This is a genomic window from Paenibacillus sp. M2, assembly GCF_046713495.1.
Lineage (GTDB): Bacteria > Bacillota > Bacilli > Paenibacillales > Paenibacillaceae > Paenibacillus > Paenibacillus amylolyticus_B.
In genome coordinates, this window is record NZ_CP169648.1 from 2457295 (window position 1) to 2471703 (window position 14409).

12 protein-coding genes are annotated in these 14409 nt (G+C 44.8%); 11 read left to right on the forward strand and 1 reads right to left on the reverse strand.

Annotated elements, in window-relative coordinates:
• Positions 1–123: 123 nt before the first annotated feature.
• The 11 genes from ACETMN_RS11375 to coaD all read left to right on the forward strand — a co-directional run bounded on the left by ACETMN_RS11375 (position 124) and on the right by coaD (position 13004).
• Entirely contained in the window at positions 124–1671 is a 1548-nt protein-coding gene (locus ACETMN_RS11375; RefSeq protein ID WP_091017361.1) for a response regulator transcription factor, read from the forward strand.
• Between the two features lie 18 nt (positions 1672–1689).
• Positions 1690–3459 carry a sensor histidine kinase gene (locus tag ACETMN_RS11380; protein ID WP_036609485.1) on the forward strand — a complete coding sequence of 590 codons (1770 nt, stop codon included), beginning with the start codon at positions 1690–1692 and terminating at the stop codon, positions 3457–3459.
• 352 nt (positions 3460–3811) lie between these two features.
• Positions 3812–5095, forward strand: a complete 1284-nt coding sequence (locus ACETMN_RS11385) for an extracellular solute-binding protein (protein WP_223199980.1) — start codon at positions 3812–3814, stop codon at positions 5093–5095.
• Between the two features lie 141 nt (positions 5096–5236).
• Positions 5237–6127, forward strand: a complete 891-nt coding sequence (locus ACETMN_RS11390) for a carbohydrate ABC transporter permease (RefSeq protein ID WP_036610887.1) — start codon at positions 5237–5239, stop codon at positions 6125–6127.
• Positions 6120–6950, forward strand: coding sequence for a carbohydrate ABC transporter permease (locus tag ACETMN_RS11395; RefSeq protein ID WP_036609483.1), 831 nt, complete (start codon positions 6120–6122; stop codon positions 6948–6950). Before ACETMN_RS11390 ends, ACETMN_RS11395 begins: the two co-directional genes overlap by 8 nt.
• Positions 6951–7107: 157 nt before the next feature.
• Positions 7108–10155 (forward strand): glycoside hydrolase family 2 TIM barrel-domain containing protein, encoded by a 3048-nt coding sequence (locus ACETMN_RS11400; RefSeq protein WP_091017359.1) that lies wholly within the window; start codon positions 7108–7110, stop codon positions 10153–10155.
• A gap of 171 nt (positions 10156–10326) precedes the next feature.
• Positions 10327–10632, forward strand: a complete 306-nt coding sequence (locus tag ACETMN_RS11405; protein ID WP_062833752.1) for a hypothetical protein — start codon at positions 10327–10329, stop codon at positions 10630–10632.
• Between the two features lie 182 nt (positions 10633–10814).
• Positions 10815–11024, forward strand: coding sequence for a hypothetical protein (locus ACETMN_RS11410; protein WP_411736143.1), 210 nt, complete (start codon positions 10815–10817; stop codon positions 11022–11024).
• A 126-nt stretch (positions 11025–11150) separates the two neighbouring features.
• A complete protein-coding gene (locus ACETMN_RS11415; RefSeq protein WP_091017355.1) occupies positions 11151–11585 on the forward strand; it encodes a hypothetical protein in 435 nt (144 codons plus the stop codon).
• A 302-nt stretch (positions 11586–11887) separates the two neighbouring features.
• On the forward strand, positions 11888–12496 hold the full coding sequence (gene rsmD, locus ACETMN_RS11420) for a 16S rRNA (guanine(966)-N(2))-methyltransferase RsmD (protein ID WP_091017351.1): 609 nt from the start codon (positions 11888–11890) through the stop codon (positions 12494–12496).
• 1 nt (position 12497) lies between these two features.
• On the forward strand, positions 12498–13004 hold the full coding sequence (coaD, locus tag ACETMN_RS11425; protein WP_085981453.1) for a pantetheine-phosphate adenylyltransferase: 507 nt from the start codon (positions 12498–12500) through the stop codon (positions 13002–13004).
• Here the strand turns inward: coaD and ACETMN_RS11430 are convergent.
• Positions 12982–14328, reverse strand: coding sequence for a nucleoside recognition domain-containing protein (locus tag ACETMN_RS11430; protein WP_091017349.1), 1347 nt, complete (start codon positions 14326–14328; stop codon positions 12982–12984). The two genes, coaD and ACETMN_RS11430, sit on opposite strands and share 23 nt — an antisense overlap.
• Between the last annotated feature and the right edge of the window lie 81 nt (positions 14329–14409).

A 14409-nucleotide genomic window follows, 5' to 3' on the forward strand; every position in this document is an offset into this window, starting at 1 on the left:
AGATGTACAATTAATTTAAAATTAATGTAACCGCTAACACTGGAAAGTGTTTATAACCGATATATAATAGTTGGTATAGCCTGTACAGATATAGAGGAAAGATTAGACAAGGGGGTCGCGATCATGAACCGGTTGTGCAAGGTGCTGATTGTTGACGATGAGTTTCTGGTAAGACAGGGCATAAAGCACCATATGAACTGGGAAGCGGAAGGATTTATCATTGTGGGTGAAGCTTCCAACGGTGAAGAAGGATTACAGCAGGTGAACCTGTTAAAACCGGATATTGTGATCACCGACATTGTCATGCCTGTCATGGATGGCGAAACGTTTGTCCGTACACTAAAAGCCAGTAATCCGCAGATTGAAGTTATTGTACTTAGCAGCTTCAGTGAATTCGAGTATGTACGTTCAACGCTTCAGCACGGGGCAGCCGATTATATACTGAAACCCAAGCTGGATACAAATGAATTATTGCAAGTCCTTCAACGCACAGCGGGTAAAATTCCCGAGCTACAGTTCGAGCCGTCGCACGATGGCTGGAGACTGGGGCAATTGATGGAGAAGATGTTGTCCGGATTTACACTGGATGAAGATAGCGAAATGCCGATCATTCGAGATACCTTTCCGTATGAATCCTTTCGCTTGCTGGTGTATAAACCCGTGGGTGCTGGAGGGAATCCGCTGAAGATGGATCAGGAACAGATTGAATCCAAGCTCCGCAGTGATCTGCCTGAAGTAGAATGTGCAATGGTTCCCGCAGAGGGTACATTACCTGTGATGCTCCTTAATGTCGATCCTGCGAGAGATGAATGGATGCTTGAACGGATCAGACAGTTGGCCAGTGAAAATGTAGCAGGAGAAGGCAGTCCTGGTTGGGTGCTTAGTGAAAGCTTTACTTCATTTGAACAGATGGGTGTTGTTTACCGGGAACGCCTGATTAAGCTGATTGAATATCGTTTCTATTATAAGGATCGACCAATCCTGGTGTATGGTGAACTGCCTCCAATGCATCCCGCAGGTTACCAGTTTAATGTGAATATGTTTTTGCAGCATGTGAAGCGTAACCGGGTCGAAGCGGCAAGGGAGTATTTACAGGATCATGCAAAAACACTTGGACGGGATTATATTGCCGATGTGTTTGAGATCAAATCATTTCTCGGTAACTTGATCTTCAACGTGACCATTACCCTCGCAGATATGGATGTCCAGTCTGCCGGGCTGGAAGAGAGCAAATATACGTATTTTAAAAATGTGGACGGGGCTTCAAGCCTGGACGAAGTCATGACTGTGCTTGACCAATTCATGACGGAAGTTCAGGAGTGCACCGTTGGTGCGGGTGGAAAACGAAGTGATCCCAACATGAAGATGCTGCTGGATTACATGCATGAGCACTTTGATCAGCCGCTCGGGCTTGCTGAAGTAGCCAAGCACTTTCATTTTAATCCATCGTATTTATCCAGTTATTTCTCATCTCACAAAAAAGAAGGATTTAATGAATACTTAAACAAAATTCGGATTGAAAAAGCCGAGGAACTGCTCCGATCCGATGATGTAACGATCTCTGAGATTAGCAGTATGGTAGGTTATTCCGATCATAGTTACTTTTGCAAAGTATTCAAAAAATTCACCGGATTATCACCAAGCCGATACCGGCGCAAATTCTGGGCATAAAGTCAGAAGGATAAGATCATGAAGAAATGGATGAACCAATTATCTCGTCTCGGATTGTTTCCTAAGTTGTTTCTGGTTATGGTGGTCAGTATTGTCCTCGTTTCTGTACTCATCTTATGGACGACCATTCACATGTCAACCAATCTGTTTACTGAGACGTTCAGTATCACAAACTCCAAGGTGCTTAATCAGATCAAAACAAATTTTGAATCCTTTAATGAGGCCATTGCTGCCGTATCGAATAATGTGACGCAGAGTGGATCGATCCGAGGATTCCTGTCCGAAGGAGATGCCGATTCCCTCACGATGGCCAAATCCTTCTATAATATGAGGGAAACGATGGATCGAATTCAATCCATCACAGAATCCTACGAAGTTGGGATAACAATTATCGGGATTAATGGACGGAGCTATTCCACGAATCGTGCTCACCTTGAGTTGTCCGTGGATGAATTGAAGCAGGAGCCAATTACGATGGAAGCCGCTGAGACGCCGAGTCGTCTTATCTTTGATGTTTACCAAAACGAGGCAACGCTTGGGAGTCAGCAGATGATCTCTGCGACGAAAGCGTTGACGGACCGAACACGTAGCCGGATATACGGTACGCTTTATGTCACGATGAGAGAAGACATATTCCGGCAATTTTACAGCAGCTTTACAAGTCGTGGCAATGATGTGGTCATTATGAATGAAAAAGGTGAGATTGTATCATCGAATCGTGAAGACTGGATCGGAACAACTCAGCTGGATTTGTTATCGTATGCCCGGGATATGAACAACAACTCTCCGAGAAGTATTAATGCTCGTGTGATGGATCAGGATAGCGTTGTGCTATCCGAGTATTTACCGTTCTATCGGTTTTATATTGTCAATGTCGTGGATAAGGATCTGGCGATGGGTCAACTTATCGATATGAAGACGGTTGCCCTGATCTGTGCAGCTATCGTTGTAGGGGCACTCATCCTTGTGTTTCTCATCACCAGCCAGATTACCAAGTCACTGCGCAGACTTGTGAAGCAGATGTCCAACATTACAAAAAGTGATCTGGACAACTATATTCCGGTGAGCGGAAGCTACGAGAGCAGGCAGCTTGGTCATGCTTACAATTACATGCTTGATGAACTGCATGATTATGTGGATCAGTTAGTACAGACACAGCATGAACAACGGAATGCAGAGCTTGCGGCATTACAGAGTCAGATTAATCCTCACTTCTTGTACAATACACTTGCATCTGTCAAAGTTCTTGTGCAACAAGGCAACAAAGACAGGGCTGCGGAGACGATTAATGCATTAATTGGATTGTTGCAAAATACGATCAGTGATGTGAGTCAGACTGTTACAGTGGAACAAGAAGTCGAGAATTTGAAAAATTATGTCTTCATTAATCACGTCAGATATGGTGGCCGGATTAAAGCAGCTTTCTACGTTGCTCCGGATTGTACACACTATCATGTACCCAAACTGGTGATCCAGCCGTTTATCGAGAATGCATTTTTCCATGGATTCATCAAGAAAGAAACGGGTACGATTCATGTCATGGTTTCCAGAGCGGGAGAATCACTGATCTGTGAGATTATGGACAACGGGGATGGAATTGAAGGACTTGTCATGGGAGAAACGTTGCCCAATCCAAAGAACAATCGTCAACTATTCAGTGGTATCGGTATTCGCAATGTCCATGACCGTATTGAGTTATTATATGGTTCACCTTATGGTGTCACCATTATGAGTACGGTTGGGGAAGGAACGAGAGTCACCGTTACACTACCTTTAATCACGAGTTGAATCGAAACCCGATTCGATTAAATACACTTAAAATCGAGATCCTTCGCTTCTGTTTTCTACAGAGTCGGGGGATTTTCACGTGTCAGAGGTAAAGCGGGTGAAATCATTTTTGTACTATTTCAAGATCAAGAAATTACAAAATCAAAAGAAATTACAAAAAACCAAATTTAATGCAAACGGTTTCTGTAAAGGTTTTCATTGTGGTAATAAGATGACAAATCCGCACAAAATTATTACTAACGAATGGAGATATGGGAATGATAAGATGAATACATCGAAAGCAACCGCTTTCAGAAAACGCAAACAAATTACACACAAAGAGGTCGAAGGGGAGTTGAATGTTTTGAAAAAAATGTGGGTATTGATGCTCGTTACAGTACTGCTGTTGTCCGCATGTTCATCCGGTGGCGGAGGTAAATCCGCTAGTGGTGGTGACGAAAAAACAAACGAAATCACGGTCTGGGCTTGGGACAAAGCTTTTAACGTAGCTGCAATGGAAACAGCAAAAGAAGCATATCAAAAAGCAAATCCTGATGTGAAAATCAACATCATTGAATACGCTCAAGCTGATATCATTCAGAAACTGAACACAGGTCTTAACTCCGGAACTGCCAGCGGTCTTCCAAACGTAGTTCTGATTGAAGACTATCGTTCACAAAGCTTCCTGAATGCATATCCTGATGCGTTCAAAGATCTGTCTTCCAGTATCACGGCTTCCGATTTTGCAGATTACAAACTCGGACCAACAGCGTTTGATGGCAAACAATACGGAGTACCATTTGACTCCGGCGTTGCTGGTTTGTACTACAGAACAGATCTGCTGGAGCAAGCTGGCTACAAAGCAGCTGACCTGCAAGACATCACTTGGGATGACTACATCCAAATTGGTAAAGACGTAAAAGCTAAAACAGGTAAAGAGCTTCTTTCTCTTGACCCGAATGACCTTGGTTTGATTCGTATGATGATCCAAACTGCAGGTAAATGGTATTCCGCAGAAGATGGTAAAACACCTGACATTGCTAATAATGCTGCTCTGAAAGAAGCGTTTATTACTTACAAAGCAATGATGGATGCCAACATTGTTAAATTGCACTCTGACTGGAGTCAATTCGTTGCGAACGCCAATAACGGTAGCGTAGCAACAATTCCTACAGGTAACTGGTTCTCACCATCTGTACGTCAAGAAGCTTCCCAATCCGGTAAATGGGCTGTAGCTCCAATGCCAAAAATGGCTGGTCAACCAAACTCTGTTCACGCATCCAACTTGGGTGGTAGTTCTTGGTATGTTATGAACAACGTTCCTGGTGCAGATCAAGCAGCTGATTTTGTAGCAAAAACATTTGGTTCTGACAAACAATTGTATCAAGATCTGTTGAACAACATCGGCGCAATTGGTACGTACAAACCAGCAGTTGATGGTGACGCGTATGCCAAAGCAGACGAGTACTTCGGCGGACAAAAAATCTTCACAGACTTTGCGAATTGGACGAAAGAAATTCCAAGCGTAAACTATGGTATCAACACATATGCCATTGAAGATATTCTGGTTGTAGAAATGCAAGCATTCCTGAACGGTAAATCAATCGATGACGTTCTGGCTGATGCACAAAAACAAGCTGAAGCACAATTAAACTAAGATACCCAAGGTAACTTATAGAACCCTAGGAAACATCGGAGCCGTCTCCCACGTCCGGCGCAAGTCGAACCGGATATGGCGAGAGGCTCCGTGGGTTCTACCCATGTTCCATGGAGAGAGAGGAGCCATACTGTGAAAGCCATGAATACAGGAGACAGTCTCCAAAAGAAAAATAATTTGACTGGATGGGCTTTTGTTTTGCTGGCTGTTGTCGGGATTGTTGCATTTTACTTCTATCCGATGATTCAAGCGCTGCTCTTATCGTTCAAGTCTGGTGTAGGAGCCAATCTTGAATTTTCGGGCCTTTCTAACTACAAAAGATTGTTAGTTGATACAACATTCCGTACAGCATTATCGAATACTTTTATCTACTTGATTATTCAAGTGCCTGTAATGATTATTCTTGGTTTGTTTATTTCCGTATTGCTGAATGACAGCACACTGCGTTTCCGGAGCTTCTTCCGTACAGCGATTTTCTTGCCTTGTGTAACTTCATTGGTAGCGTACTCTGTTGTATTCAAATATTTGTTCGCACCAGATGGAATGGTGAATCAATTCCTGATGGGCTTGCACATTATTGGCGATCCAATTCAATGGATCACAGACCCGTTCTGGGCTAAAATTACGATCATAATCGCCGTTACTTGGCGTTGGACCGGATATAACATGATTTTCTATCTGTCATCCCTGCAAAACATCGATCAATCAATCTATGAAGCTGCAAGAATTGACGGAGCGAATGCTTTTACACAATTCTTCAAAATCACTGTACCTTTGCTTAAACCGATTATCCTTTTCACGTCCATCACATCAACGATTGGTACATTGCAAATCTTCGATGAGATTATGAATATTACCAAAGGTGGTCCAGGTAATGCGACCATGTCGATTTCACAATACATCTACAACCTTTCGTTCAAATATTCACCGGACTTCGGTTATGCAGCAACAGTGTCGTATTCCATCGTAATCTTGATTATTGTATTGTCCATCATCCAGTTTAAAGTGGCAGGTGATAATAAAAATGGCTAAAGCTAAAGCAAAACGGATTTTCACGTATGTGTTCCTATCCATCGTCGCCTTTGTATCCATTTTCCCTTTCTTCTGGATGCTGGTCAGTTCAACGAATGCATCTGTCGATGTAACGAAAGGCAGATTGTTACCGGGTTCAGCTTTCATTGATAACTTCAACAAACTGATTGATTCGACAAATCTGGTACAGGCTCTCGGAAACTCGGCGATTATCTCTGTAGTCTCCACTCTCTTGGCACTGTTTATTGGTTCCATGGCAGGTTATGGTTTCGAGGTATATCGCACGAAGTCTCGTGACATTGTGTTTAATATCCTGTTGTTATCCATGATGATCCCGTTTGCAGCTATCATGGTACCACTGTATCGTATGTTTGCAACAATCTCGGGAGTTGCACCGGTTATCGGAATCAACACGATGGCAGCAGTGATCCTGCCAACCATCGCAACAGCGTTCCTGATCTTTTTCTTCCGTCAGAACACCAAAATGTTCCCGAAAGACTTGCTGGAAGCTGGACGTATTGATGGTTTGAGTGAACTCGGCATCTTCTTGAAGATCTATATGCCAACCATGAAAACAACATATGCAGCGGCAGCAATCATTACATTCATGAGTAGCTGGAACAACTATCTGTGGCCACTCATTGTATTGCAAACACCTGACCAACAAACGATTCCACTGTTGATCTCAAATCTGGGTGCTGGTTATTCTCCGGATTACGGAGTAATCATGACAGCAATCGTGATTGCAACACTGCCTACAGCAATCGTTTTCTTCATCATGCAGAAACATTTTGTTGCAGGTATGGTAGGTTCCGTGAAGTAATGAAAACAGCATAATCCGTGCAAATGACGGATGCAGGAAAGAAGAGAGGGCGCTGTTATGGCGTACCTCTGTCTTTTTTGTTTATGTAAAGCAAAAGGAAATCCAGCGTAAACCTTGAATAAGTCAAACTATAACGTTTTAAAGGGAGAGAGAGCCGATGAAAGCAACAAAGGCAGATATCAACTGGTTGGGGGACGTAAGTGTATTTGAGGTGAACCGTCTTCATGCCTATTCCGATCACCGTTACTACCAAACAATGGACGAGGCTGTAGGTTCAGGCGCGATGTCCATGCGTTATGATCTGAATGGTACGTGGAAATTCAACTATGCAATTCGTCCAGACAGCCGTTCTGAGTTTTTCTATACATCCGATTTTTCCAGTGAAGGCTGGGATGATATTGAAGTTCCGGGGCATATCCAACTACAAGGATACGGACAGATTCAATATGTAAATACACAATATCCTTGGGATGGACTGAACGAAATTCGTCCGCCGGCATTGCCGCAGGATAAAAATCCGGTTGGAAGTTACATTCGCACATTCCACCTGCCGACAGGTTGGGAGTCGAATCCGGTATATATTTCTTTCCAAGGTGTAGAGTCTGCATTCTATGTATGGCTTAATGGACAATTCGTAGGATACGGGGAGGACAGCTTCACGCCATCTGATTTTGACCTGACGCCATTCCTTCAGGATGGAGAGAACAAACTCGCGGTTGAGGTGTATCAACGCAGCACAGGCAGCTGGCTGGAAGACCAGGATTTCTGGCGTTTCTCCGGCATTTTCAGAGATGTGTATCTGTATACCGTCCCGACTGCACACGTACGTGATGTTCATGTTCGCACAGATCTGGACAAGTCCTATACCAACGGTACTTTGCAAGTGGATCTGAAGCTGGAAGGAAAAGCGGTTGCAGGAGCACGTGTAGAGGCTGAACTTCGCGATCGTGAAGGTAATACCGTTAAAACGTTTGAATCCAAAGTTAACGATGGACAAGTAAGTCTTCGGGAAGATATTGGTACAGTGAATCTGTGGAGCGCAGAGATTCCATACTTGTATCGCCTTTATATTCGTGTATATGATGCTGCGGGTACACTGGTTGAGGTTGTTCCTCAAGCCGTTGGTTTCCGTACATTTGAAATGATCGATAAAGTGATGCACATCAACGGTAAACGTATCGTATTCAAAGGTGTGAATCGCCATGAGTTCAACCCGCGTCGTGGACGTGCGGTTACGAAGGAAGATATGCTGTGGGATGTTCGTACGATCAAACAGAACAACATGAATGCCGTACGTACGTCACACTATCCAAACCAAAGTCTTTGGTATGAGTTGTGTGATGAATACGGACTTTATGTTATTGACGAGATGAACCTGGAGACACACGGATCTTGGCAGAAACTTGGCGCCGTTGAGCCTTCATGGGTTATTCCAGGTGACAAACCGGAGTGGCATGATATCGTTATGGACCGCGCTGTATCCATGGTGGAGCGTGACAAAAACCATCCGTCCATTCTGATCTGGTCTTGTGGTAATGAATCACATGGTGGTGAAGTCATCTACAAAGTATCCCAATACTTCAAATCGGCTGATCCAACACGTCTGGTACATTATGAAGGTGTATTCCATGATCGCCGTTTCGATGAAACAAGTGATATGGAGACTCGCATGTATGCCAAACCGGCGGACATTGAGGAATTCCTGAATGCAAACCCGACGAAACCTTATATCAGCTGTGAGTACATGCATGCCATGGGTAACTCTATTGGCGGTATGCACAAGTATACGGAGTTGGAAGACAAATATCCGATGTATCAAGGTGGATTCATCTGGGATTACATCGACCAATCCATTTATAAAAAAGATCGTTACGGCAAAGAGTTCCTCGCTTATGGTGGAGATTTCGGTGATCGGCCATCAGACTATTCGTTCTGTGGCAACGGTATTGTCCATGCTGATCGTAAAGTAACTGCGAAAATGCAGGAGGTTAAATTCCTGTACCAGAACATCAAGCTGTTCCCGGATCGTGAAGGCGTCAAAATCGTAAACGGTAATCTGTTCGCAGATACATCTGTATTGGAACTGGTATACAGCCTGGAGCGTGAGGGACATGAAGTGCTGCGTGGAACATTGGAAGTGAACGTGGATGCGCAAAGCGAGACAGTAGTTAAGCTTCCGCTGGGTACAGAATCCCTGGTGGGCGGCGAGTACGCTGTGAACACCGCATTTGTGTTAAAAGAAGATACACTGTGGGCTGACAAAGGCGAAGAAGTGGCATTTGGACAGTTTATTTTCACACAGGATCAGGTAAATGATACAGCCCAGACGGACCTGAACCTTGTAAGTGATGTACAAGTGGTTGAAGGTGACGTTAACATCGGTGTTCGTGCTGGCAAAACGCATGCGCTGTTCTCCAAACAGTTTGGCACACTGGTTTCCCTAAAATTGTCCGGTCGTGAGACCATTGCTGTACCACCTGCACCGCTCTTCTGGCGTGCAATGACGGATAATGACAAAGGAATGGCGATGGGCTTCGAACTGGGTGCCTGGTATGCAGCGAGCCTGATGCCACGTTCTGTAGAGTGGAAAGCGGAACAGAAACCGGATCAATACCGGATCGAGTTCACGTACAAGCTCAACATTTCGGAGGATGTACAAGTGAAAGTGGTCTATACTGTACATGCAGATGGAAGCGTGCGTGTGCATAATACGTACAAAGGTACAGCTGGATTGCCTAACCTGCCAATCCATGCATTGTCCTTCAGAACATCACCTGACTTCGAAAACGTGGAATGGCTCGCGATGGGACCCGAAGAAAACTATGCAGACCGCGCATTTGGCGCACGTCTGGGTATCCATGGAAGTAAGGTAGCTGATACCGTGGCTCCTTATCTGGTACCGCAGGAATCGGGCAACCGTACGGGCGTACGTTGGGCCAAATTGACAGACAACGCGGGACGTGGCTTCAAAATTGAAGCATCAGGAACTCCGGTTGAGCTGAATGTATCACCATATACAGCATTTGAGCTGGAGAACGCACAGCATGCGTACGAATTGCCTCCTGTGCACTATACGGTCGTGACTGTAGCGGGTAAACAAATGGGTGTCGGCGGTGATGACAGCTGGGGTGCTCCGGTTCATCCGGAATACCTGATCCCTTCGGACGGCGAACTGACATTTGAATTTGTCATTCGAGCACTGTAAGCAGCGCAATCGTTCAGAATAAAGAATATATTTAAATAAAGAACAGAGGTCTTCGCTCGTCGGAGACCTCTGTTTTGTTATGTCCATGAATGGCTTGAGATGTGATCTATGAAACCGTTCTCTCTCCGGCCACGTAATGTAAAAGACAGGAAACATAAGAGGGGGTTCAAGATGAGTAGAAAAGCAAAGACAGGTATATGGGTGACGGTGTTAGTCTTCTTGGGCATCATTGTTGGATGTTTCATATGGTATTTCAATACGGCTTCGGGTGAACGTGCACTCAAAACGATGAGATCCAATAACTCTGGCGGTCTGGAGAGAGTTGTTAAAGTGTACAGTAATAATGGTGAATTGATTCAGACCTATGATGGCAAGATTGACGTGGAAGATACGGAATACGGCAATAAAGTATTATTTGATCTCAATGGGAAACGTGTCGTGATCTATAATGCAACGATTGTTGTTGAAGAGAAGTAAAGCGTAAATTGCCAGTCTTGACGAAGCGCTGGTTTGGAATTGGGATGACACCTTATCTCTTATATGGTAAAATTAAGGGAATAATATAAGGGTCGGGTGAGATTTTTATGGTGGATATGTACCTCATAATCCTTGTTGCTATCTTGGGAATGATCCTGTTCTATAGCTTTATCGCTTATTTCTTGATTCGTTTCATTTCGAAAAAAGCATTCAAGCTGACGTTAACCAAATATGAAATGATGGAGATTATGACTTGGCTTGCTGTGCTGTTTATCACCTTCATGATGATTAAGAATGGTTCGATTAATCTTCTCTTACCGGTTGTTCTACTTATCATTCCATTGATCAATTTACGACTTTCCAATCGAAAACATCGAGAGCCGAACTCGTAAGGCCTTGCTACGTTGGGGTAAGGCACAAGAAGGATGAACATAGGAAAGGTTGACGGAGATTACATCACTAGTCAACCTTTTTCAGTTGCATTATGAATGGTGAAAATGAATGGGAGGAGTTCAATAATGATCTTCGGAAAGTCAACGGATACTTCAGGTTTAACGCAGGTTGCCAATCTGTCGGATGAGCTGCAGCCTGTTTTTGATAAAGTAAAAAGCAAGTATCAAGTCGTTGATATAGAACTCTTCTTTGTTTTCAGGTGCCTTCCTGAAGAATACGAGAGAAGGTCCACAGTCAGGCATGTGAAGAAGGAGAATGTCATCTATTTTGATCTGGTGGTCAGTGAGGATCGGTATAAGACATTAAGCAAAAGCAAACAACGGTATGTGTTAAGCCATGAGTTTTATGCTTTTTTGAGTGAAAAGATTAAGAAATACAAGATTGAACATCTAGATTCAAATGAATTTATCGCAAATATGGGCATGTGGCTGAGGGAGATCGGATGGTTACAGACCGAAGAGGAAGCCGAAATAAGTGATTTTGAAGAAAAATATAACTAACATAATAAATGAAAACTTAAACAACAAAAAGAAGCCCTCTTTCGAGAGCTTCTTTTTCATGGGAGAGGAGAAACCGGACGAAGAGCTTATGGGGAAACGTAAGTCTTCTCCGCGGTTGTCTACGACACTTGTGATGTCGATAATTATAGAATCGCCCGATTGTTTCCTTTTTATACATATGCGTCAACAATTCGTCAACAATTTTCCAAGGGAAATGAAGACCGCACATTTTTCAAACTGAACCCGAGTGTGGTACGATAGTCGTATCAATAAACTTACATAGAGAAAAGGTGACTCGTCAAGTGAGAGTGGTATCTGGGAGTGCGAAAGGCAGGCCTCTGAAGGCTGTTCCTGGCACGGGTACGCGGCCAACCACCGACAAGGTGAAGGAAGCGTTATTTAGCATGGTTGGTCCTTATTTTGAGGGCGGCACAGCATTGGATCTGTTTGCAGGCAGTGGAGGTCTCGGTATTGAGGCGCTGAGCCGCGGCATGGACAAGGCTGTTTTTGTTGATTTGGAATCAAAAAGTATTGAAGTTATCCGCATGAATCTGAAGGCGACCAAGCTGGAAGACCAGGCGGCTGTATATCGTAATGATGCAGGTCGGGCATTGAAGGCACTCGCCAAGCGAGGCACAACGTTTGATCTGGTGTTTCTGGACCCGCCATATCGCATGAAAAACGGGCACGAGTTGATGTTAACCATGCACGAACTGGAACTTCTGGAACCCGAAGCAACCATCGTGCTTGAATATGAATCCAAACATGATTACCCTGAGCAATTCGGCCCGTTTGAACAAACGCGCAAGGCTTTGTATGGGGAGACGGCAGTATCCATCTATTATTATGCGGCAGAAGCAGTTGAAGGTGGAGAATCCATTACACTGGAAGAGGAGGCTCCTCATGACTGAAATGATACATCGACAGGAACGGATCGCCGTATATCCTGGAAGTTTTGATCCCGTAACGATGGGGCATTTGGATATTATCGCCAGAGCGTCGAAGCAATTTGATCGCGTCATTGTGGCTGTGTTGAACAATATGAGCAAAAATCCGCTGTTTACGGTGGAGGAGCGCAAAGAACTGATTACGGAAGTAACCCGCCATTTACCCAATGTGGAGGTGGACAGTTTCCGCGATCTGACAGCCAATTATGTCCGGCAAAAGGAAGCTCAGGTCATCGTTCGTGGTATACGCTCGGTAACTGATTTTGAATACGAGTTGCAATTGGCATCGACCAACAGCAAGTTGAACCCGGATGCGGAAACCATATTTATGATGACAAATCCCAAATATTCCTATTTAAGTTCCAGCATCGTCAAAGAAATCGCTCATTATCATGGAGATGTTACAGATCTTGTCTCACCTGAAGTGGAAGCTGCGCTCCGTCAGAAAATCAGCGAGAAAACCGGCGGTTAAACCAGAAGGTAAGACCCGAGAGACTAACCATGACTGCAAGAAGTAACGCAAGACCCATGCATGCAGCAGGGAAGACACTCCAAATGGTGTTGATCGTGTATGTGTTACCTGGACTATGTATGAGTAGCCAACCAAATGGTGTTGAGAGGTCTTGCTCTGCATTCGTCTGTAATGTGGTCCAGACTTCTGTGCTATAACGGCTGAACGGCATCCATAGGAACAGACTGATGAAAAAGGCGATGAATCCATGAGTCAGACGAACTCCAGCAAAGTACAACATCGATTTGCTGCCCGGACCAGTTGTTTTCAGGACAGTAGAGACTTGCAGATGGGAGCATAAACCACCCCATCCAAGAACGGCTGCAAGTAGAGATATGAGCAGCATGGGTGTTAATGAAGTCTGGCTCAAATGATAGGTGCCGAGGTGAAGCTCGAAGAAGGCTGGCCACAGCGCAGCAGAGGACCCGGGAGTCAGATAAAGGGAGACCAACCGGATAAATACGGCAAAACCGATCATGTATCCCCCAGTCATCATTAAGGTCTGCACAGCTTGGGATACGGTGTCACCGAGCAGTTTGCCAAATCCTCTTCCATCACGACGATGGGCTTCTCTGGCTGCAATCATCATATCGGACCATATACTGCGTCGTTTGGACGTTGCGTGGTGGGGTGTAGATGAGCGACTTATGGAACTTACAGGACTTGCAGGGCTTGCAAGCTGAGAATGAAAAGAGTTGTTATCTGCTTGCGCGGCTGTGGAGCCAACCCTGTTTGTCTGGTTACCCGGTGCTGGCAGGAGGCGTGTGGCAAGAATGGCTGCAATCCAGCCGCTGATCCAGTGGACCACGAGTAAAAAATATCCGGCCGCTGGCTGGTGGAGAAAAGCAGCACCAACGACCAAAATGATCATCATTGGATTGGCAAAATGAGATGCCGCCGCAAGGACAACCGCCTGCTTGGCGGTAATTTGTCTATCCTGAAATAAACGGGATACCGCATCTGCTCCTGCGGGGAATCCGCCGCACATGCCAACGGCAATCGCCAGACCTGCGTTGCCTGGGAGTCTGAACCAGCGTTGCATTAACGGTCCAAGCAAGGCGCCGATCGCGTGGGTGAAACCAAACGCAGTGAGCATTTGGGATAACATGAGGAACGGGAGCATGGCAGGGAAGATTATTTTCCACCATATATCCAGACCTTGAATAGAGGCGTCAAACGCTTCTTTGGGGGACGCAACTACCGCAATGACCAACATTAAAGCGCCGGTGCTTAGGATTATCGTTCGTAACGGGCCAGAATCTCTAACCTCGCTCTGTAATGTCATCGTTTCACCTCATATCAGATAACGCCGATTTGGCATCTGAATCGTAATGGACGGCCGAATGACGCCCGAAGGGCGGTTCGG